This window comes from Rhodoblastus acidophilus, assembly GCF_025961575.1.
Classification (GTDB): domain Bacteria; phylum Pseudomonadota; class Alphaproteobacteria; order Rhizobiales; family Beijerinckiaceae; genus Rhodoblastus; species Rhodoblastus acidophilus_C.
Genome location: NZ_JAOQNX010000020.1, coordinates 13,664 through 33,099, shown reverse-complemented (window position 1 = coordinate 33,099; position 19,436 = coordinate 13,664). Strand labels below are relative to the sequence as shown.

Genomic DNA, 19,436 nt, shown 5'->3' with positions numbered 1-19,436 from the left:
GCCTCGCTTGAGAGGCCTTGGAGTGGAATGAGATGGACAGCGGACTGACCGCCTCCTGGATTGTTGTGCCGCTGCAAATCCTGTTCCTGGATCTGGTGCTCAGCGGCGACAACGCCGCGGTGATCGCCATGGCCTGCCGCACGCTGCCGAAGCGCGACGCGTCAAAAGCCATCGTGCTCGGCGCGGCCGGCGCCATCGTCTTGCGCGTCCTGCTGACCGCGCTGGCGGGCGTGCTCATTTCGGTTCCGTTCCTGAAACTCGTCAGCGCCTTCCTGCTGATCGTGATCGCCGTGAACCTCTCGGCGGCTGAACCGGGAGAGCCCCTGGAAGACCGCCCCGAGGAGCCGACGGGTCTGCGCGGCGACATTCTCGCGGCGGCGATCGTCATCGTCACCGCCGACGCCATCATGAGCCTCGACAATGTGGTGGCGCTCGCCGCCGTGGCCGCCGGCAATCTCTGGCGGCTGCTGGCCGGCCTTGCGCTGAGCATTCCAATCCTGATCGTCGGCAGCGCGGCTCTGGCCCTGCTGCTGGAAAAATACCCGGCCTTCGTCGTCTTTGGCGGCCTGCTGCTCGGCTGGACGGCGGGCGACCTCGCCGCAAGCGACGCGGCCTACGCCGACTGGGTGGCGCGACAAGCGCCGGCGCTGGCCTATGCGCTCCCCATAGCGGGCGCGATTTTCGTCTATTTGCAGGCGAAGTGGATCGTGGCGGAGCGGGAGAAGAACCCGCCTGAGCGTCGCGCACGCAAAGCGCCCCCCCTTCCGGAAAAGAAACCCGTCAAGAAGGCGATCGCCGCCGCCGCGCCCTTGCCGAAGCCTGTTATGAAAAGCGCTCCCGCGCCGGACATGGCGGGCGCAGAGTCGGTCGCTCAGGACGATCTCGTCATGCTGATCGGACTCGTCGGCCTGTTCGCGGTCTTCGGCGCCTCGATCGGCTATTTCGTCTTCTTCGTCAATTAAACCGCCGTCCAGGCCGAGATCACACACGTGCAGCTTGACCAACCGGGCGCGGCTCAACATCTATTTTGGAGACAGCCGGAAAAATCGGCTTGCCAGGAAAGGAAGCGCGCCTTGCCCGATACGAGGACGGATCAATGATCGCGCCCATTCTCGCCGTGGCGGGCGTCGCCGTGTCCCTTCTGGTCTATTCTCCCGACAAGCCGCGCGCCGAGCTTGAGGCCGCCTATCCCGGCGCGTACAGCACCGTCGACGGCGTGCGCTTGCGCCTGCGCGACACCGGACCGCGCAACGCCCCCGTCGTGATCATGCTGCACGGTTTTGCCTCCAGCCTCGACACCTGGGAGCCCTGGGCGCAACAACTTTCGGCGCGTTACCGCGTCATCCGTTTCGATTTGCCGGGTTTCGGCCTGACCGGCCCCGACCCGACCGGCGACTACAGCGACGACCGCGAGATCAAAATCCTCGCCGATCTCATGAACAAGCTCGGCATCGCCCGCGCCAGTCTGATCGGCAATTCGCTCGGCGGACGCATCGCCTGGAATTTCGCGGCTCAGCATCCGAACCGCGTCAACCGCATGGTGCTGATCTCTCCGGACGGTTTCGCCAGCGCCGGTTTCGAATATGACAAGACGCCGGAAACCCCGCTGGTGATGCGGGCGCTGCCCTATGTCACGCCGCGTCCCCTGCTGCGCGAGACGCTCGCCGCCGCCTACGCCCGCCCGGAGGCGCTGAGCGACGAGACCGTGACGCGTTATCACGACCTCATGCTGGCGCCCGGCGTGCGCGAGGCGATTCTGGCGCGCATGGAGCAGGTGCGGCTTCGTGATCCCGCCCCCACTCTCGCCCGCATCAAAATCCCCACCTTGCTGGTTTGGGGCGAGAAGGATGCGATGATCCCGATCAGCAATGCGGACGATTTTCTGCGCGATCTGCCGCACGCGAAACTGGTGCGCCTGCCGGACCTCGGCCATGTCCCGTTCGAGGAAAACCCCGCGGCCTCGCTGGCGCCGGTCGAGGATTTTCTCGCGGGCAAAACAAGTTAATTGGTCAGCACCAGCGCCCAGAACACGTGATAGCGCGCGTTCGGATTGTAGACGGCGGCGATCCCCATGCGCGTCATCCCGGGCGCCAGCATGTTGGCGTTGTGCGGCTTTGAATCCCGCCAGCCCGAAAAGGCTTCGGCGACCGTGTGGTAGCCGGCCGAGACGTTTTCGACGGCCCTCGACTTGGCGAAGCCAGCGCGGTTGAGCCGGTCGGTCAGCGAGCCCCGGACTTCGTGGCTGAGCTTGTCGGCTCCGGCCATCGCCTCAGCCTGGCGGCGCGCCTCCTCCATCAGCGCGGGATCGACCGTCAGCGACTCCAGCCCATGATTCCGGCGATAGAGCGAGATCATTTCGGCCGCGCCCTGCGCGTCGATCTTCGCGCCCGGCTTGGCCATCGAGGCATAAAATCCTGGCGTCGCGGGCGGAGCGGGCGGCGGCGCCGGCTTGTCAAAAGTCTCGGCGGCGCAGCCGGCGAGGGCCAGCAGCGCGGCGAGCGCGGGAATTTTGGTCATGGTCATGATCGAGGGTGTGAGAGCAAAGCGTTAATTTTCCGCTTCCGACCGGGACGGGGGCGCGAGCGTGCGCAAGATCGGCTCGAGCGCCCCGACATCGAGCGGCACGGGCGCCGTCGGCGGGGTCATCTTGATGCCGGCCTCCGCAAAAGCCTTGAAGATGGCGAAGTGCAGGTCACTCTTGACCCGGCCTGCGCGTTCGACATCCTCGACGAAGCAATAGAGCTCGAACTCCAGCATCGTCGCCCCGAATTTGACGAACAAAGCGAGCGGCGCCGGGAAGCGCACGACCTCGTCATGCTCCTTGGCGGTCGCCACCAGCAGCGCACGGACCTGTTCCGGGTCTGAATCCCAGGCCGCCTGGACCGGGATCACCACCCGGCCGACCCGATCCTCGCGCACGAAATTTTTGACGACGCCCGTGATCATGTTGCCATTGGGCACGATGGTCGTGGCGCGATCCGGGGTTTGGATTTCGGTGGCCCGGATGTTGATGCGCCGCACCGTGCCGGTTTCGCCGCCGACCACGACGAGATCGCCGACGCGAATGGCCCGCTCCCACATGATGATCAGGCCCGCGACGAAATTAGCGACCACGCCCTGCAGGCCGAGACCGATACCGACGGACAGGGCGCCCGCCACCAGAGCCAACCGCTCGAAACTGATGCCGACATAGCCGAGCGACAGCACCAGGGACACGCCGAGGCCGAGATAGCCGACGCTCGCCGAAATGGCGTCGCGCAGGCCCTGGTCGAGTTGGGTGAGCGGAAGGTAGCGATTTTGCAGCCAATTGCGCACCGCGCCGGTCAAACCATAGCCGACGGCGAAGAACAGCAGCGCAACCACGACGCTCGACATGGAGATGGTGACATCGCCGATCTTCACGCCGAAAATCACCGATTGCACGGCGCCGATCATGTCATGGGACTGAACGCCCCAGGGGAAAATGACCAGAATCAGCGCAGCGGCCGAAAGGGCGACGGTGAAAAGGCCCGAGAGCAGCACGCCGATCTGCTGGAGGCTCTCCCGCCCCACGCCGATCGTCGCCGTGAGATTGCGGCTCATCCGGGACGCCGGACGGAAGGCCTGTTCCGTCGCGCCGTCGGTGAGCTTGAGCAGCAGGAACAGCACGCCGCCCACAAAAGCCATCCAGGCCAGTTGGTTGACCAGGAACGACGAGAGCGCGACATAGCCGAGCAGCGCCGCGCCCATGATGGCGAAGGTGGCGAACCAGGAGAACAACCGAATCGGCGCCCAGAACGGCGATTCGTCGGCAAGGTTCGCAGGCTTGCCCGCGGCCGCGTTCCTGGCGTCCGGCGACAGGATGATTCCATAGAGACCACGCGCCAGGATCAGGCCGACCAGCATCGAAACCACGCCGCGCGCCGCAACAGAAACCTGGAGCGAGGCGCCGACGGTTTCCGCCAGCACTTCGATAAGCCTCCCGAAGGAGGCGACGCCCATCAGGATGAAAATGAGCTGCGACAACCGGCGGGCGACGCGATCGGACAGGTCGATCGGGCGCCAAATTGCGCGAGAGGGCGCCAGAATCGCGGCGATCATGCCCGCCGTGAGCGTCAGCTTGACGACGACGCCGATCAGAGCGATGCCGAGTTGGGTCAACTGCGGGTCAGAGACCCCAAGCCAATTCACCAGCGCGATCAGCGCGCCCACCGCGCCGAGCGGCGGGATCATGATGGCGAGGCCGCTCCACAGCGCGTTGACGCTGATTCTCAGATTGTTGAGTTCGCGGTGCGGTTTTTCCCTCGGCAGCCGCTGCGCGATGGCGAAAACCGCCCAGCCAGTGGCGAGAACGATCAGCGTCAGCAGGCCGAGCGCAAGCGCCGCCTTCTCGCCGTTCACCACGGCTTGCAACTGGTGGAACAGGTCCGAGAACGCCGCAACGGCCGATTTGAAGTCGGCCGGCGCCTCCTTCGCTACGTCGACCCATAGGCTTGGCGCCAGGATGCTGGCGCCGCCCTGGAACACGGAACTGGCGAACAGCGCGCGGCGGCGCTCGCCGATCTGCTCGGCGAGCTGTTCGGCCTGGACCTGAAGCAGCTTGGCGCGCTTGGCGAGATCGTCGAAGGTGGACTGAAGTTTCAATTGCTCCTTGCGGTCCTGCGCGACCTTGGGGTCCTCGGGCGGGGCGTTGGCGTCGGAGGCGTCGGGCGCGGGACCGAGCTGTTCGAGCCTCTGCTTGACCGCAGCCTGCTTGGGCGTGACCTCGGCGGCGACGCCGAGCACCTGCGCCAACACCGGATCGATGTCGCCGCGCATTCTGACGAGATCGGCGTCGGGAACCGAATCTGCGGCGAGCGCCTTGGTGATCGCGTCGAGCGCGGCCTTGGCGGCGTCGAGCCGTTCGGACGGCGGCGCGACCGGGGCGCTTTCAGCAGGAGCCGGCGCAGGGCCCGCGAGCGCCGGCAGCTTTGGGGCCGCCAGCGTGGGCGCTGACAAGGTGAAGACAAGCAAAAGGGCTAGAAACCATCGGGTCAAAGCGAAGATCCTTGCGGCGCCGGAGTCTTTGGCGCGTCACCGCCATGCCCGAGCGAATCGGCATAATCATGGCGGATTCCCCGCCAATCTTCGACCGACCAGGCGCGACCTTGGCGTTCAAAATAGGCCGCGGGCGCCTTGCCGTAGCCGCCAGGAATGTCGACGACGTAAATCGGCTGGCAAAGTCCGGACAGACGCCCCAGGAGGGCGCGGACCAGTCGCCGCCCCTCGTCGAGGGACAGCCGGAAATGCGACGTGCCCGGCGCGAGATCGCCATGATGCAGGTAATAGGGTTTGATGCGCATTTCGACAAAGGCGCGCATCAGCGCCGACAAGGTTTCGACATCATCGTTCACGCCACGCAGCAGAACGGTCTGGCTCACCAGCGCGACCCCGTGATCGGCAAGACGCGCGCAGGCCTCGCGCGCTTCGGCTGTGAGTTCGCGCGGGTGGTTGGCGTGGACGGCGACATAGACCGTCTTGCCGCTCTCCTTGAGCGCCGCGATCAGCTCCGGCGTAATGCGCGAAGGCGCGAGCACGGGCACGCGCGAATGAAACCGCAAAATTTTTACGTGCGGCAGCGCGGCCATTCGCCGCGACAGCGCCGCCAGCCGGCGGGGCGAAACCGCGAGCGGATCGCCGCCGGTGACGATCACCTCCCAAATTTCCGTGTGTTCCGCCACATAGGCGAAGGCGGCGTCGAGCGCCGCATCGTCCAGGACCCCCTCGGTCCCCGCGCCGACGCTGGCCCGACGAAAACAGAAGCGGCAATAGACCGGGCAGACGCTGGTGAGTTTCAGCAGCACGCGGTCGGGATAGCGGTGGATCAAACCCTTGACCGCCTGATGGGCGCCATCGCCGATCGGATCGGCGTTTTCCTCGGGGAGCCCGCGCAATTCTTCAGCGCGCGGCAGGAACTGCCGGCCGATGGGATCGGCAGGGTGCGAGATTAACCGGGCGACCGTTTCCGGCAGCGCGACACTGTAGCGCGCCGCGACCTCCGCCAAAACCTCCGCCTGCCCGGGATCGACCAGACCGGCCGAGACCAATTCTTCGATCCTCACAAAAACCTTGTCGGTCATGCCTTGGCCACCGGCGCCCAAATGACCTGATCGATGGTTTCGGCATGGGTGGCCAGCATCACCAGCCGGTCGAGGCCCATGGCGATGCCGCTCGCGGGCGGCATATAGGCCAGGGCCTGCAAAAAATCCTCGTCGAGCGGATAGGGGTCGCCGTAGATGCGCCGGCGCTCGTCCATGTCGGCGGCGAAGCGGCGGCGCTGTTCCGCGGCATCGGTCAACTCGCCGAAGGCGTTGGCCAGCTCCACGCCGCAGCCATAAAGCTCGAAACGCTCGGCGAAGCGGGGATCGCAGGGCTTTCGCCGCGCCAGCGCCGCCTCGCTCGCAGGATAGTCGATCAGGACCGTGGCGCGACCCTGTCCAAGGTGCGGCTCGATTTTTTCCGACATCACCTTGCTGAACAGATCGGACCAATGATCGTCCGGCGCTACCCGCAACCCCAACCGCAGGGCTTCCTCGGCAAAAGCGTCGCGATCCCCGAACAATTTTGTCAGATCGATCCCGGCATGGCGTTGAAACGCTTCGGTCACCGACAACGCCTCCGGCGGCGCGAAAGGATCGAGCGTCTTGTCGCCGAAACGAAAAGTCTCCACGCCCGCCGCCTTCGCAGCGACGGACAGAACACTGGCGCAATCCGCGATCAGCTCCCGATAGCTCGCCCCGGCGCGATACCATTCGAGCATGGTGAATTCCGGATGGTGCAGTCGTGTCCGCTCGCCATTGCGAAACACATGGGCGAGCGCAAAAATCCGGGTTTCTCCGGCCGCGAGCAATTTCTTGCAGTCGAATTCCGGCGACGAATGCAGGTAGAGTTTTTGTGAGACGCCGCCGGGCGCGGAAAATTGCGTCGCGAAACCAGAGATATGCGTTTCGTTGCCAGGGGAAACCTGCAGAGCCGAGGGTTCGATTTCGAGAAAATCGCGTTCGGCGAAAAAGGCGCGCAGCGCCGTGACGATGCGCGCCCTCGTGAGCAGACGCGGACGACGGCTGGCGTGAAAATCTTCTCCCCAGAAGGGATTTTGCCGACGCATGTTTTCCTCGGGTTTGCGACAAGGATTTGCTTTGCGACGCGGGATGAGTATAGGTGGCGCCGCTCTATTCAAAAGGTCCATAGACCCGACGGCCCGTTCCATCAACCGCAGGCCCGCCGTCGCTCGCCAAGGAAGCCGAAACGTGAGGATCATCGCCAGCAACGTCCGCAAGGGCAATATCATCGAGCACGAGGACGGCAATCTCTATGTCGTGCTCAGCGCCGAAAGCTTCTTTCCGGGCAAGGGCACGCCGACGACCCAGATCGACATGCGCCGCCTCTCCGACGGCAACAAGACCTCCGTGCGCTACAAGACCACCGAACAGGTCGAGCGCGCCCACGTCGAGGACATGAACTATTCCTATCTGTACGCCGACGGCGACGGCTACACCTTCATGAACGATGACAATTACGAGCAGGTCATCGTGCCGCAGGACGTGATCGGCGAGCAGTCGGCCTATCTGCAGGAAGGCATGAAGTGCATCCTGTCGATCTTCAACGGCACGGCGGTCGCGATCCAGCTCCCGGCCCGCGTCACGCTGGAAGTGGTCGAGACCGAGCCGGTGGTCAAGGGTCAGACGGCGTCGTCCTCCTACAAACCGGCCAAGATGAACAACGGCCTGCGCGTGATGGTCCCGCCGCACATCGGCGTCGGCGCCCGCATCGTCGTCCTCACGGAGGATAACACCTATGTCGAGCGCGCCAAGGACTGAGGCGCAATCGCCAGGATGAACAAAAGGCCGGGGTGGTTCGCCGCCCCGGCCTTTTTTTATATATAGACCAAAAAAAAATGAAGCCCCGCCGGGGCGGGGCTTCGTTGTCGTGTCGTTGGGTGTCTTGGCTGCTTCAGTCGTTCCGCTGGCCAGTGAGCTGGATCAGGGAGGTGAAGATGTTGATGAAGTCGAGATAGAGCATGAGCGCGCCATTGATCGACTTCTTGGTGGCGACTTCGTAGCCGTCACTTTCGTAATACATCGACTTGATCGCCTGGGTGTCATAGGCGGTCAGGCCAGCGAAGATCAGAACCGACAGGATCGACAGGCCGAACTGGAAGGCCGCGCTCTGCACGAAGATGTTCACGAGGCCGGCGATCAGCACGCCGATCAGGCCCATGATCATGAACGAAGCCATCGGGCCGAGGTCTTTCTTGGTCGTGTAGCCATAGAGGCTCAACGCGCCGAAGGTGGCCGCGGTGATGAAGAACGCGCGCGCCACAGAGGCGCCCGTGTAGACCAACAGGATCGACGACAGCGACAGGCCCATCACCGCCGCAAAGGCGAAGAACAGGGTGCGCGCCGAATTGGCGGCCATCGAGCCGATCTTGAAAGAGAAGAACAGCACGAAGGCGAGCGGGGCGAACATCACGACCCAGCGCAGCGGCGAAAGATAAAGCGCGGCGCCCGCGTCAGTCAGATAGAGCTTGCCGACGTGATAAGCCGTGGGGACCGCCGAGACGGTCAGCATGTTTGTTCCGAGCGCCACCAGGCCGGTCAGCGCAAGGCCGATCGCCATGTTGTTGTAGACACCAAGCATGAAGGCGCGCAGACCTTGATCGACGTCGGCGCCCGTCCGAGCATAGCTCCGGCTCCACGGAGCGGCGTTGCGGTCAAAGTTCGACATGAATTCCTCGTTACACGCCGCTCTGCCGCCTCAGGACAATCCGGACGCGGCGCGGCTTAACAAAAAATATGGCCGCAGGCCCCTGAAAAGACAAGCGCCGGCGGTCCTGTCGCCGGATTACATTTTGTTCATCCAGCTACTCCTGCCGCAGCCAGCGCGCCGGCTTTTCCCCAAGCGCGCGGGCCGTGCCCAGCAATCCCGCGACAATGGCGAACAGCGTTGCGCCGCCCGCCACCAGCGCCGCCTGCATCGGAAACAGCACGAAAGGCGCGTCGAGCATTTTCGTCGTCACCAGCCATGCGGCTAAACCGCCTGCGATCAGACCAAAAACGGCGGTCACGACGCCCAAAAGGGAAAATTCGAGCGTCAGCGCCGAAAGCAGTTTTTCGCGGGTGGCGCCCAGCGTTTTCAGCACCACCGCCTCGTAGAGCCGCGCGCGCTGCCCGGCCGCCAGCGCGCCGGCGAGCACCAGGGCGGACACGACGAAGGCGAGCGAGGCCGCGACGCGGGTGGCGATCGCAAGCTTCCCCAGGATGTCGTCGAGGGTCGCAAGGGTTTCGCGCAGGGAGACGCCGACCACGGAGGGAAACCTCTTCGCCGCCGCGCCCAGAAGCGCCGCCTCACGCGCTGGGGTTGGCTTTTCCGGCGACGAAAGGGTCATGAGGGCGGTGAAGGGCGCGCCGTCGAACACATGCGGCGAAAACACCAGCACGAAATTGATGCCGAACGAGCGCCAGTTGACTTTTCGCAAATTGGCGATCTTTGCGGTGACGTTTCGCCCGAGCACATTCACGGCGATTTCATCGCCCACCTCAAGCCCGAGGCCCCGCGCGACGTCCACCTCCATCGATACCAGCGGCGGGCCGCGATAGTCCGCCGGCCAAAATTCTCCGGCGACCACCCGCGAGTTCTGCGGCAGCGTGCTGGCGAAAGTGATCCCGCGGTCACCCTCAAGCGCCCAGCGCGCCTTTTCGTTCGGCGTGACCTGCTCGGCCGGCACGCCTTTGATGCGCGTGATGCGGCCGCGCAGCATGGGCGCGCTGGCGATCTGGCCGTCCGGCGCCTCGGCGTGCAGGAATTTTTTGAAATCCTCGGCTTCAGCCTTCTGCACGTCGATGAAGAAATAATTTGGCGAATCCTTTGGCAAGGACTCGCCGATCTCGGCGCGCAAATTGTGCTCGATGCCCATCAGAGCCGTGAGGAGGGTCACACCAAGCCCCAACGACAAAAGGAAAGATGGCGTCAGCGCGCCGGGGCGGTGGAGATTGGCCACGGCGAGCCGCAAGGTGATCCGTCCGACATGCGGCGCGCGACGCGCCAGCGCCATCACCAGACGGGCGACGCCGTAAAGCAAGCCGAAACTCGCCAGCACGCCCGCGCCGAATTGCAGCGTCAGCTTGGCGTCGCCGGAGGTCAGCACGGCAAAGGCGATCAAGGCCGCCCCACCCAGCGCCGCCAGCGCCAGCCCGCGTCGGCTTGAACCACCCGTTCGCATCGCCGTGTCGCGCAACAGCTGGGTCACCGGCAGGGCGCGCGCCTCTTGCAGCGGGGCGGCGGCAAAGGTCAGAGCGATCAGAAGGCCAAAGCCCAGCGCATAGAGCCCGTCAAAGGGATGGAGGGCCGGCGCGATCGGGAACGGCAGGGATTGCGCGAAATAGGTGAGCAGGAGCGCCGGCAGCGCCAGTCCGGCCGCCGCGCCGAGGAGCGCCGCGCCAAAGGCCACGATCAGAACCTGGATCAGCACAAAGCCTGAGGCCTCGCCGCCGCTGGCGCCCAGCGCTTTCAAGATCGCCAGGGTTTTTCGCTTGCGATCGATCAGCGCGCGCACCGCATTGGCGACGCCGACGCCGCCGCAGACCAGCGCCGTCAAGCCGATCAGGGTAATGAATTGGGCAAAGCGTTCGATGTTGCGCGTCAGCTGCGGCGATGGATCGGCGCGGCTGCGAATTTCGTAGCCGGAATCCGGGAAACGCGCCGAAAACTCCTTTTTGACCGCCTCAACCTGCGCGTCGCCGGCGTTCGGCAGCAGCAGGCGCAGCGAGGCGCGGGTCAGCGATCCCGGCTTGATCAAGCCGCTGGCGTTCAAGGCCTCGGGCGACAGCAGCACATGCGGCGCGAAGCCAAACGCGCCCAGCGCATCCGGCTCGCGGCGCAGCCAAGCGGCGACGACGAAGCGCGCGTCGCCAATGAAAAACGTGTCGCCGAGCGCGAGTTTCAGCCGCGACCCGAGTTGCGGATCGACGGCGACGCCAAACCCTTGCTCCCGGCGCGCCAGAAGGGTGGCGAGCGGCGCTTGCGGCTCGGTTTGCAACGTCCCGACAAGCGGATAGGCGGCGTCGACGCTTTTCAACTCGACCAAGGTCGCCTGGCTGGAATCCTCGCGCCGCGCCATCGAGCGCAGCGTGACGATTTCGCTCAGTCGCCCTTTTTCCGCGAGAAAAGCGCGATGTTCGTCTGCCGGCGCCCCTTGCGCGCGCGCAAGGCTGAGATCGCCGCCAATGATGGCGGCGCCCTGGTTCGCCAGCCCGTCGCGCATGGCGCGCGACACGCCGGCGACCGCGGCCAGCGCCATCACGCCGAGCGCGATGCAGGCGATGAAGACGCCGAACGAACGCAAGCCGCCGCGCAGATCACGAAGGGCGAAGCGAAGAAGCTTAGGCATCCTGCAATTCCGGCTGGGTGTCGGATTCGACGGCGCCGTTGCGCAGGCGGACGATGCGGGTGCAGCGCGCCGCCAGATCTTCGTCGTGGGTCACCAGCACCAGCGTCGACCCATGCGCGCGGTTGAGCGCGAACATCAGTTCGACGATTTCGGCGCCGACGGCGGAATCGAGATTGCCCGTCGGCTCGTCGGCGAAGAGGATTTCGGGATTGACGACCAGCGCGCGGGCCAGCGCCACACGCTGCTGCTCGCCGCCCGACATTTGCGCCGGATAATGTTTTTCGCGATGGCTCAGCGAGACCTGCGCGAGCGCCTGTTTGGCGCGCGAAAAAGCGTCGGCGACGCCCGCGAGTTCGAGCGGCAGCGCGACATTTTCCAGCGCTGTCAACGTCTGCACCAGATGAAACCCCTGGAACACGACGCCAATATGCGCGCCGCGAAACCGGGCAAGCTCATCCTCGCCCATGCGGTCGAGCCGGCGCCCGGCGATTTCGACGGCGCCGGACTCCACCCCCTCCAGTCCCGCCATCACCATCAGCAGCGAGGATTTGCCCGAGCCGGAGGGGCCGAGCAGGGCGAGCGTTTCGCCGCGCGCCACCTCAAGAGAGACGTTTTTAAGAATGTGCGCCCTGGCTTCACCGTCTCCGAGCGTTAAATTGACATCGACAAGGCTTATGGCGCGTTGTGGCATCGAGGGGTCCGGAAGGAATTGCGCGTGTTGCAGGAAAGGGAATTCTGGGGTCGTGGCGCATATGGGCGCTCCAACCCGCTTCGTCCAGTTCTGGTGGCGGCGACGCTGATGATCGGCGCTTGGGCGACGCTGTCCACACCCGTCCTGGCGAAGACGACAAGAATCATCGCGCTTGGCGACAGTCTGACCGCAGGCCTTGGCCTGCCCGCCGACCAGGCCTTTCCGGTCGTGCTGCAAAAAGCCCTGCGCCAAAACGGTTTTGATGTGGAGATCGTCAATGGCGGGGTTTCTGGCGACACATCCGCCGGTCTTCTGGCGCGGCTCGACTGGACGCTTGGCAACGGCGCCGACGCAGCCATTGTCGAAATCGGCGCCAATGACATGCTGCGCGGTTTCGATCCCGCGGGGACGAAGAAGAACATCGACGACATCCTGGCGCAACTGCGTGAGCGCAAGATTCCGTTCCTGATCGCCGGCATGCGGTCCGCGCCCAATCTGGGCGGGACCTATGCCGCGCAATTCGAGCCCATCTATCAGCAGCTCGCAGCAAAATATGGCGCGCCGCTTTACCCCTTCTTCCTCGAGGGCGTCGCCGGCGTCCCGTCGAACCAGTTGCCGGACGGCTTGCACCCCAGCAAGGCCGGCGTCGAACACATCGTCGCCGGCATCCTGCCGCTGACGGAAACCTGGCTGAAGAAATTGGCGCCCTGACATGCCGCGATTGTTCAGCGGGCTGGAAATCCCGCCCGCCATCGCCAGCGAACTGGCGTTTTATCGCGGCGGTCTATCCGGGGCGCGCTGGATCGAGCCGTCGGATTACCACATCACCCTGCGGTTCTTCGGCGACGTCGACCGTCATGTCGCGCAGGTCTTGGGCGAGGATTTGGCGGAGACCGAGCGTATCTCCGGAGGCCAGCCGTTGGCTTTGGAGTTGGACGAACTCGGCGTGTTCGGCAACGATTTTCCGCGCGCCTTGTTCGCACGGGTTAAAAGCGACGCGCTGCTGGCGCGGCTCGCCGGCGCCCATGAATCGCTGGCGCGGCGCAATGGCCTGAAACCGGAGACCCGAAAGTTCGCGCCGCACGTCACGCTGGCGCGGCTGCGCGGCGTTTCGGCGCGAGACGTTGGCGCATGGCTGAGCGAACGGGCTTTTCCATTGGCGCTGAAGTTTGAGGCCGAGCGGTTCGTCCTGTTTTCCTCACGGGATTCGGTGGGCGGCGGGCCTTACCGAGTTGAGGCGGACTATCCGTTCGGCTGAACTCGAGCGCGTTCGGTGAACTCCCGTTCATCGAACGCGCTCTAGCTCTTTGTTTTGACGCATTTTCTTCACGCGAACCGGCATCCACTTCGCTCGAAAATGCTCTAAAGCTGATCCAGCGCGCCGATAAATGGCAGTTCCCGATATTTCCCGGCGTAATCCATGCCGTAGCCGATGACAAACCTGTCAGGGCACTGAAAGCCCACGAAATCGGCCGCGATGTCCACCGCCAGCTTGTGGGGTTTTTCCAGGGCCACGGCGATCAGCACGCGGCGCGCGCCACGCTCGATCAAGACCTTTTTCGCATAGGTCAGGGTGCGGCCGGACTCCAAAATGTCGTCGATCAGCAGCACGTCGCGCCCGGTCACATCCGCACGGACGTCGCGCAACAGTTCGATCGTTCCCGACGATGTCGTTCCTTTGCCGTAAGAGGAGACCTGAAGGAAATCGACCTCCGGCTCCACCCCGGCGCGATAAAGAGCGCGAAGCAGGTCGGCGGCGAAAACAAAGGCGCCCGTCATGATGGGGACGGCAAGCAGACGTTCGGGCAGCGCCTCGGCGATCTCGTAGCCCATGGATTCCACGCGGGCGCCGATCTCGGCCTCGCTGAACAGGATGTCGAGGCTCATGTGGCGCTCGCGTCGGGGGCGAAGCGCACGCGCACATCCTTGCCTTCTTCGGGCGGCGCGGCGAGGCGGGCGCGGAAAAAGGCGTTTTCGCCGGGGTTGAGCCGCGATTTCGGCGGCGCCGCCGTCCAGAAATAGATTTCGCGGCCCTTTGCATCCTCGACGGCGAGGCGCATGCGCGGCGGCGTGCGCGCGGCCGCGCCCACGTTCTTGATCTGGCCTTCGACCAGCAGGATTTTGCGGCCCTCCTCCTCGACCAATTTAGCGCTCACCCCAAAAACATCCATCTGACGCAGATTGACCTTGAGGCCCAGCGCCGCATAGGCCGGCGCGGCGGCGGGAACCACGCGCACGATCTGAGCGCGCCCGCCAATCAGCAGTCCCCAGGCGACAAGCAAGCCGACGCCCCAACCCAGAGCGCCGAATCCAAACTTTTTCGCATCGGCGGACGCGGGACGCGCCGGCCGCGGCGCCCGCGCTGGCGGGCGAAAATCTCGCGCAAGCGGGGCGGAAGTCATGACGCGCTCCATTATCTTGTGGGAATCCTCGTCTGTCATTCCTGTGCTGCTATGGTTAATGGCACGTTAATGAGCTGATTCGCGTCGGCGCCGTCGGGGAGCGTAATTTGGTCCGGTTCGAGAATGTCGGTCTCCGCTATGGAATGGGCGCGGAAATCCTGCGCGACCTCAGCTTCGACATTGCGCCACAATCCTTTCAGTTCCTGACGGGACCATCCGGCGCGGGCAAGACCACGCTGTTGCGGCTCATCCTGCTGGCGCTCCGTCCAACGCGCGGCCTCATCACTTTGTTCGGCGAGGATTCCGCCGCCCTCGACAAGAGCGCGGTCACGCGTCTGCGGCGCAAGGTCGGCGTGGTGTTCCAGGATTTTCGGCTGCTCGACCACCTCACCACTTATCAGAACGTCGCGCTGCCCCTGCGGGTGCTCGGGAAGGACGAGACCTCCTACCGCGCCGAGGTGCTGGAGCTCATGGACTGGGTGGGACTGGGCGAGCGGCTCCACGCCTATCCGCCCGTGCTTTCCGGCGGCGAGAAGCAGCGCGCGGCGATCGCCCGCGCCCTGATCATGCGACCCGAACTGCTGCTCGCCGACGAACCGACCGGCAATGTCGATCCGGTGATGGCGCGACGCCTGCTGCGCCTGTTCCAGGAATTGCACAAGTCCGGCACCTCGGTCGTGATCGCAACCCACGACCTCAACCTGATGGACCAGTTCGACGGGGCGCGCCGTCTCGTTCTCGGCGACGGCCGTCTGCACATCTACGATTGAGGCGGCCATGGTGAGTTTCCCGATGCGCCGCGACGACGCCGCTCCCGAAGAAAACTGGGCGACGACCCCCTTGGTGCCCGCCTCGTCGGTGGCCGGCGCGGCTTTGGCCGTGGTCATCGCCATCATGACGTTTCTGGCGGCGCTCACAGCCGGTTTCGCCCTGCTGCTGACGCAGGCCTCGCACGAATGGCGCGGGCAGGTGGGCGTGGAAATGACCATCCAGATCATGCCGCGCCCGGGTCGGGACCTCGACGCGGATTCGCGCAAGGCGGTCGAGGTCGCCGCCAATTTCGCCGGCCTGAGCGACGCGCGGCCGCTCAGCAAGGCGCAATCCGAGGAATTGCTCGCGCCCTGGCTCGGCGCCGGCGTCGATCTCGGCCAATTGCCCGTGCCCCGGCTGATCACGCTGCGCCGGGACGACACAAAGCCGCTCGACGAAATCGGCCTGCGCTCGGCGCTGGACGCGGCCCTGCCCAACGCCAATCTGGACAATCACGCCGTCTGGATGCAGCGGCTGACCAGCATGGCGGATGTGGTCGTCGCCAGCGCGCTCGGCGTATTCGCATTGGTGCTCACCGCCATGGGGCTGGCGGTCGGCTTCGCCACGCGCGGCGCCATGGCCGGGGCGAAAGAGATCATCCAGGCGCTGCATTATGTCGGCGCGGCCGATTCGTTCATCGCCGCCGAATTCCAGCGTCATTTCCTGCGCCTCGGCCTGCGCGGCGGACTTGTCGGCGGCTGCGCCGCGACGAGCCTGTTTCTCGCGCTGGGCGCGATGTCGCGGCATTGGATCACCAGCGCTGGCGGTGAACAGGCCGAGGCCATGTTCGGCGCCTTCGCCCTCGGCTGGAACGGCATTGCCGCGATCGCCGCGCTGTCGCTCGGCGTGGCGGCGCTGACGGCGCTGATGTCGCGGATCATCGTGCTGCGCAGCCTGCGGCGGCTCGATTGACGCATCCGAGGAAAAACGCTTGCAATCCGCATGCGGTGCGGCACAACAGGCGCCATGCTTTTCCTGCGCTCGCTCCTCTTCAACATCGCCTTTTACGTCAACCTGGCGGTCCTGCTGATCCTCGGGCTTCCCACCATGTTTTTCGGCCGGCTGACGATCATCCGGTTGGCGCATTACTGGGGATGGTCGTCGCTCTGGCTGATGGACAAGATCTGCGGCACAAAAGTCGAGTTTCGCGGCAAGGAAAACCTGCTTCGCGAAGGCTGCATCATCGCCGCCAAGCACCAGTCGGCCTGGGAGACCTTTGCGCTGTGCACGCAGCTGCGGGATTTCACTTACATTCTCAAGCGCGAGCTCACCTGGCTGCCGCTGTTTGGCCAATATCTGCTGCGCGCCGACCAGATCGCCATCGATCGCAAGAGCCGCTCCGCCGCGCTGAAACAGCTGGTCGCCGATGCGCGCGTCGCCCTCGCCGAGGGGCGCGCGATCTTCATCTTTCCGGAGGGCACGCGACGTCCGGCCGGCGCGCCCCCGCAGTACAAGGCGGGCGTCGCGCATCTCTACGGCGCGGAGGACGCGCCCTGCGTGCCGGTGGCGCTCAATTCCGGCCTGTTCTGGCCGCGTCGCAAGTTCATGCGCTATCCCGGCACGATCGTCATTGAATTCCTGCCGGCGATCCCGCCCGGACTGCCGGTTTCAGAGTTTCTGCCCAAACTCCAAAACGCGATTGAAGAGGCGAGCGACCGCCTGATCGCCGAGGCCATTGCCGAGATCCCCGACCTCGCCAAAAACCTCGCGCCAAGAGAAGCAGCAAACGTCGCTTGACTTTATTCCCGTTCTGTTCTTTTTTTATTCTCGTGACGCATCGCCCATGAGAACAAAATGACCCTTGCCGCTCACCAATCCAGCCGCCCCCTCGCCTCCCTGCGCGCGACCGTGCTGGAGGACTTGTTCTGCTCGTGGCATGGCCGGTCCGGGCGGCGTTACATCTGTTCGATCCATCCGATCACGGACGAACCGGCGTTCGATTGCAGACGCGCGGTGGTCGCCGCCGTGCGCCCGAGTTTGTCGGGCCCGGCGATCGCTTTCGTGTTCCAGCCGGACGCCAGCGGCGACGATTTCGCCCTTTGGGCGCGGCGCGCGCGCAGGTGCGGCGCGACCGCCTTTCACGTCCACCTTCTTGCTGAAACGCAGGACGCGCGAGACGCCGCGGCGGCCGACCTGCGGCCGGCTCCCATTTTCGCGATCTGACAAACAGGCAGACATTTGTCGCAGAACTTGGCAAAAGAGCCGCTGTTCGATCGCGTCGCGAGGGATTCATGGCCGCCGTTCTGTCACGTCTTGCGTCGCGCATTCTGCTCGCCGCCGCCGCCGTCCTGACGCTCGGCTTTTGCTTCGGCTGGTTGTACGGCGCGCAAAAGCTCGGCGACTATCTGCACCAGCCCGCTTTCAACGGCGCGTCCCTCGCGGATTTGTGCGGCGCCAGCGAGATCGGCGGCTTTCCCTTCCGCTTGAAACTGACCTGCAAGAATCTCAAGGCGCCTTTGTCGGGCGGCGCCGACGCCCTGGTCTTTGTCGATGAAGAGGTCAAGGGCGTCGCCAACCTGTGGTCGCCCGAACACGTCACCCTGAGCTTCTCCAGCCCCGCCGCCTTGCAAAACGCCAATGGCGGCTTCGCCAAGCTGCGCCACGACGGCGCGACCCTTGATTTTGTCTGGGATGACGCGCGGGGCCTCACCGAGGCGAATGTGAACGGCCGCGCGCTCGACTGGCGTCCCGAGGTTTTCCAAGCCGGACCGGCGTTCAACGTGCAGACGCTGCGCTTTTCCGCCCACCCTTCTTCGCGGGACGGCGTCGATTCGCTGCGGGTCGAAGCTGGCGCGGATGGCGTGACCGCGCCGATCCTGCAAAACCTGCTCGGGAATTCGGCGCCCAGCGCCATCGCCGTCTCGGGCGACCTTTATCCGCTGCTGCCGCCCAATGACGACTGGCGGCAGGCCCTTGAGGATTGGCGCCAGGCGCAAGGGACGGCGCGCATTGACAAGGGGGAATGGCGTTGGGGCGCTCTGAGCGCCCAATTCGATGGCGCGCTGGGTCTCGACGACGCGCGCCGGCTGACGGGTACGCTCAACATCAAGGCGCGTGGCGCGGGCGCGCTCGCGGCGCGCCTCGGCCTGCCGCTCGCGCCGGACGCGGCCGGCGCGCTCCTGGGCGCGCTTTTAGGAAGCGGGCCGACGCAATCCGCCAAGGCGGGGGACGACAGCATCGCGCTGACTTTGCGTCTCGCGCAGGGCGGCGTTTTTGTCGGACCCTTACGGGTTGGGGCCTTGGCTCCGCTTTACTGATCAGGAGAAAGCGCGAAACGCTCCGCGTGGCTGCCAATCCACGAGATGGTTTCGAGCGCCCCGCCGCCTGGAAGATTTTTCAAGCGTTCAACAGTCCTGTCGCCAGGGACCGACAGCAGCAGAGAAAAACCGTCACCCTCGCTCTGCCCAAGAATCTCGCAGCCCAAGGCCCGCCAGCCGCTGGCGTCCGGCGCGGTCGTTCCCCGAGCGGAAAACAGCGCGACGTCGGTTGCGGCGGCTTCTGCGAGCGGATTGGAAATGATGAAGACCGGCGTTCCCGCGGGATGGCCGGGACGCTCGACAAAGGGAAGGCGCGCGATGATTTTCGGCGCGTCGGCGGCGGCGAGCCGCTCCCACCACCGGTCGTCCTCGGCGTGGAAACCGGCGCGGATCATGCCGAGATCGCCGCCGCCGTCCGGCCGCTGCGAGCCCGCCACCGCCGCGATCACCCCCTCTGGCGTCGCATGGCCGACCAGCGGGACCGTAAAGCCGAAGTGAAAGCGCGCGGAATCGCGCATGGCCGCATCGCCGCCGGACAGGTCGGCGTGAACCGAATAATTCGACTGGACGTAAGTGAAGGTCGAAATGATCACGCGCCAAATGCTCTCGACCGTGTCGAGCGGCAGGCGGCCGTGATGGCGCGAGGCGATCTCGCGCATCATGTCGGCCTCGCGGCCGGGCCGAAAGGCGGAGCCGCCGCCCTGCCGGGCCTTGACCGCGATCAGCCGGTCGATGATCTCGCCGCGCTGCATCAGCAGCGCATGCATGTCGCGGTCGATCCGATCGATCTCCGCCCGCAGGTCGGATAGGCCTTCGGCTTTGGTCTCGCTCATTTCAGGGACGCCCCGATCCTCTTTCTGTGAATCCCT

At 65.2% G+C, this 19,436-nt stretch carries 20 protein-coding genes; 10 read left to right on the top strand and 10 right to left on the bottom strand.

The genetic code is table 11. The features are described from left to right. Positions 1–32 precede the first annotated feature (32 nt). The gene (locus tag M2320_RS14665) at positions 33–962 is read left to right on the top strand and encodes a YjbE family putative metal transport protein (protein WP_264597919.1); all 930 of its coding nucleotides are present in this window, start codon (positions 33–35) and stop codon (positions 960–962) included. Positions 963–1,096: 134 nt separating this feature from the next. After that, positions 1,097–2,005: an alpha/beta fold hydrolase gene (locus tag M2320_RS14660; protein WP_264597918.1), complete on the top strand. Its 909-nt coding sequence runs from the start codon at positions 1,097–1,099 to the stop codon at positions 2,003–2,005. On the opposite strand, the gene M2320_RS14655 is transcribed toward M2320_RS14660, so the two are convergent. From M2320_RS14655 to epmA, 4 genes are read right to left on the bottom strand one after another with little or no spacing between them, the layout of a single operon-like run. Beyond that, positions 2,002–2,517, bottom strand: coding sequence for a CAP domain-containing protein (locus M2320_RS14655; RefSeq protein ID WP_264597917.1), 516 nt, complete (start codon positions 2,515–2,517; stop codon positions 2,002–2,004). The two genes, M2320_RS14660 and M2320_RS14655, sit on opposite strands and share 4 nt — an antisense overlap. 30 nt (positions 2,518–2,547) lie before the next feature. Beyond that, the gene (locus M2320_RS14650; RefSeq protein ID WP_264597916.1) at positions 2,548–5,016 is read right to left on the bottom strand and encodes a DUF3772 domain-containing protein; all 2,469 of its coding nucleotides are present in this window, start codon (positions 5,014–5,016) and stop codon (positions 2,548–2,550) included. After that, a complete protein-coding gene (locus M2320_RS14645; protein ID WP_264597915.1) occupies positions 5,013–6,098 on the bottom strand; it encodes a lysine-2,3-aminomutase-like protein in 1,086 nt (361 codons plus the stop codon). Before M2320_RS14645 ends, M2320_RS14650 begins: the two co-directional genes overlap by 4 nt. Further along, entirely contained in the window at positions 6,095–7,126 is a 1,032-nt protein-coding gene (gene epmA / locus M2320_RS14640; protein WP_264597914.1) for an EF-P lysine aminoacylase EpmA, read from the bottom strand. Before epmA ends, M2320_RS14645 begins: the two co-directional genes overlap by 4 nt. Before the next feature lie 142 nt (positions 7,127–7,268). On the opposite strand from epmA, the gene efp reads away from it, so the two are divergent. Then, on the top strand, positions 7,269–7,838 hold the full coding sequence (efp, locus tag M2320_RS14635) for an elongation factor P (protein WP_184426787.1): 570 nt from the start codon (positions 7,269–7,271) through the stop codon (positions 7,836–7,838). Between the two features lie 133 nt (positions 7,839–7,971). Here efp and M2320_RS14630 read toward each other — a convergent pair whose 3' ends face one another. The 3 genes from M2320_RS14630 to M2320_RS14620 form a co-directional block, all read right to left on the bottom strand. After that, positions 7,972–8,745 (bottom strand): Bax inhibitor-1/YccA family protein, encoded by a 774-nt coding sequence (locus M2320_RS14630; RefSeq protein WP_184426789.1) that lies wholly within the window; start codon positions 8,743–8,745, stop codon positions 7,972–7,974. A 136-nt stretch (positions 8,746–8,881) separates the two neighbouring features. Then, complete coding sequence (locus M2320_RS14625; protein ID WP_264597913.1) at positions 8,882–11,407, bottom strand: ABC transporter permease; 2,526 nt, start codon at positions 11,405–11,407, stop codon at positions 8,882–8,884. After that, on the bottom strand, positions 11,400–12,098 hold the full coding sequence (locus M2320_RS14620) for an ABC transporter ATP-binding protein (protein WP_264597912.1): 699 nt from the start codon (positions 12,096–12,098) through the stop codon (positions 11,400–11,402). Before M2320_RS14620 ends, M2320_RS14625 begins: the two co-directional genes overlap by 8 nt. A gap of 24 nt (positions 12,099–12,122) precedes the next feature. Here M2320_RS14620 and M2320_RS14615 point away from each other — a divergent pair, with 24 nt between their 5' ends. Continuing rightward, on the top strand, positions 12,123–12,809 hold the full coding sequence (locus M2320_RS14615) for an arylesterase (protein ID WP_264597911.1): 687 nt from the start codon (positions 12,123–12,125) through the stop codon (positions 12,807–12,809). A 1-nt stretch (position 12,810) separates the two neighbouring features. Then, complete coding sequence (gene thpR, locus M2320_RS14610) at positions 12,811–13,356, top strand: RNA 2',3'-cyclic phosphodiesterase (RefSeq protein WP_264597910.1); 546 nt, start codon at positions 12,811–12,813, stop codon at positions 13,354–13,356. A 104-nt stretch (positions 13,357–13,460) separates the two neighbouring features. Here the strand turns inward: thpR and hpt are convergent, their stop codons facing one another. Beyond that, positions 13,461–13,985 (bottom strand): hypoxanthine phosphoribosyltransferase, encoded by a 525-nt coding sequence (gene hpt / locus M2320_RS14605; RefSeq protein WP_184426797.1) that lies wholly within the window; start codon positions 13,983–13,985, stop codon positions 13,461–13,463. Further along, positions 13,982–14,500: a hypothetical protein gene (locus tag M2320_RS14600; protein ID WP_264597909.1), complete on the bottom strand. Its 519-nt coding sequence runs from the start codon at positions 14,498–14,500 to the stop codon at positions 13,982–13,984. The genes hpt and M2320_RS14600 overlap by 4 nt, the downstream gene beginning before the upstream one ends. 107 nt (positions 14,501–14,607) lie before the next feature. On the opposite strand from M2320_RS14600, the gene ftsE reads away from it, so the two are divergent. The 5 genes from ftsE to M2320_RS14575 all read left to right on the top strand — a co-directional run bounded on the left by ftsE (position 14,608) and on the right by M2320_RS14575 (position 18,567). Beyond that, entirely contained in the window at positions 14,608–15,270 is a 663-nt protein-coding gene (gene ftsE, locus M2320_RS14595; RefSeq protein ID WP_184426801.1) for a cell division ATP-binding protein FtsE, read from the top strand. A gap of 7 nt (positions 15,271–15,277) precedes the next feature. Next, positions 15,278–16,222, top strand: coding sequence for a cell division protein FtsX (locus M2320_RS14590; protein ID WP_264597908.1), 945 nt, complete (start codon positions 15,278–15,280; stop codon positions 16,220–16,222). 54 nt (positions 16,223–16,276) lie between these two features. Beyond that, the gene (locus tag M2320_RS14585) at positions 16,277–17,047 is read left to right on the top strand and encodes a lysophospholipid acyltransferase family protein (protein WP_264597907.1); all 771 of its coding nucleotides are present in this window, start codon (positions 16,277–16,279) and stop codon (positions 17,045–17,047) included. A 57-nt stretch (positions 17,048–17,104) separates the two neighbouring features. Further along, a complete protein-coding gene (locus tag M2320_RS14580) occupies positions 17,105–17,473 on the top strand; it encodes a hypothetical protein (RefSeq protein ID WP_264597906.1) in 369 nt (122 codons plus the stop codon). Between the two features lie 68 nt (positions 17,474–17,541). Beyond that, on the top strand, positions 17,542–18,567 hold the full coding sequence (locus M2320_RS14575) for a DUF2125 domain-containing protein (RefSeq protein WP_264597905.1): 1,026 nt from the start codon (positions 17,542–17,544) through the stop codon (positions 18,565–18,567). On the opposite strand, the gene M2320_RS14570 is transcribed toward M2320_RS14575, so the two are convergent. Beyond that, a complete protein-coding gene (locus tag M2320_RS14570) occupies positions 18,561–19,400 on the bottom strand; it encodes a chorismate mutase (RefSeq protein ID WP_264597904.1) in 840 nt (279 codons plus the stop codon). The two genes, M2320_RS14575 and M2320_RS14570, sit on opposite strands and share 7 nt — an antisense overlap. Between the last annotated feature and the right edge of the window lie 36 nt (positions 19,401–19,436).

What these genes read in the sequence shown, in the direction of transcription:
- M2320_RS14665 (WP_264597919.1), top strand. Translation starts at nt 33, where the DNA reads ATGGACAGCGGACTGACCGCCTCCTGGATTGTTGTGCCGCTGCAAATC.
- M2320_RS14660 (WP_264597918.1), top strand. Translation starts at nt 1,097, where the DNA reads ATGATCGCGCCCATTCTCGCCGTGGCGGGCGTCGCCGTGTCCCTTCTG.
- M2320_RS14655 (WP_264597917.1), bottom strand. Translation starts at nt 2,517, where the DNA reads ATGACCAAAATTCCCGCGCTCGCCGCGCTGCTGGCCCTCGCCGGCTGC.
- M2320_RS14645 (WP_264597915.1), bottom strand. Translation starts at nt 6,098, where the DNA reads ATGACCGACAAGGTTTTTGTGAGGATCGAAGAATTGGTCTCGGCCGGT.
- epmA (WP_264597914.1), bottom strand. Translation starts at nt 7,126, where the DNA reads ATGCGTCGGCAAAATCCCTTCTGGGGAGAAGATTTTCACGCCAGCCGT.
- M2320_RS14630 (WP_184426789.1), bottom strand. Translation starts at nt 8,745, where the DNA reads ATGTCGAACTTTGACCGCAACGCCGCTCCGTGGAGCCGGAGCTATGCT.
- M2320_RS14625 (WP_264597913.1), bottom strand. Translation starts at nt 11,407, where the DNA reads ATGCCTAAGCTTCTTCGCTTCGCCCTTCGTGATCTGCGCGGCGGCTTG.
- M2320_RS14620 (WP_264597912.1), bottom strand. Translation starts at nt 12,098, where the DNA reads ATGCCACAACGCGCCATAAGCCTTGTCGATGTCAATTTAACGCTCGGA.
- thpR (WP_264597910.1), top strand. Translation starts at nt 12,811, where the DNA reads ATGCCGCGATTGTTCAGCGGGCTGGAAATCCCGCCCGCCATCGCCAGC.
- hpt (WP_184426797.1), bottom strand. Translation starts at nt 13,985, where the DNA reads ATGAGCCTCGACATCCTGTTCAGCGAGGCCGAGATCGGCGCCCGCGTG.
- M2320_RS14600 (WP_264597909.1), bottom strand. Translation starts at nt 14,500, where the DNA reads ATGACTTCCGCCCCGCTTGCGCGAGATTTTCGCCCGCCAGCGCGGGCG.
- M2320_RS14590 (WP_264597908.1), top strand. Translation starts at nt 15,278, where the DNA reads ATGGTGAGTTTCCCGATGCGCCGCGACGACGCCGCTCCCGAAGAAAAC.
- M2320_RS14585 (WP_264597907.1), top strand. Translation starts at nt 16,277, where the DNA reads ATGCTTTTCCTGCGCTCGCTCCTCTTCAACATCGCCTTTTACGTCAAC.
- M2320_RS14580 (WP_264597906.1), top strand. Translation starts at nt 17,105, where the DNA reads ATGACCCTTGCCGCTCACCAATCCAGCCGCCCCCTCGCCTCCCTGCGC.
- M2320_RS14575 (WP_264597905.1), top strand. Translation starts at nt 17,542, where the DNA reads ATGGCCGCCGTTCTGTCACGTCTTGCGTCGCGCATTCTGCTCGCCGCC.
- M2320_RS14570 (WP_264597904.1), bottom strand. Translation starts at nt 19,400, where the DNA reads ATGAGCGAGACCAAAGCCGAAGGCCTATCCGACCTGCGGGCGGAGATC.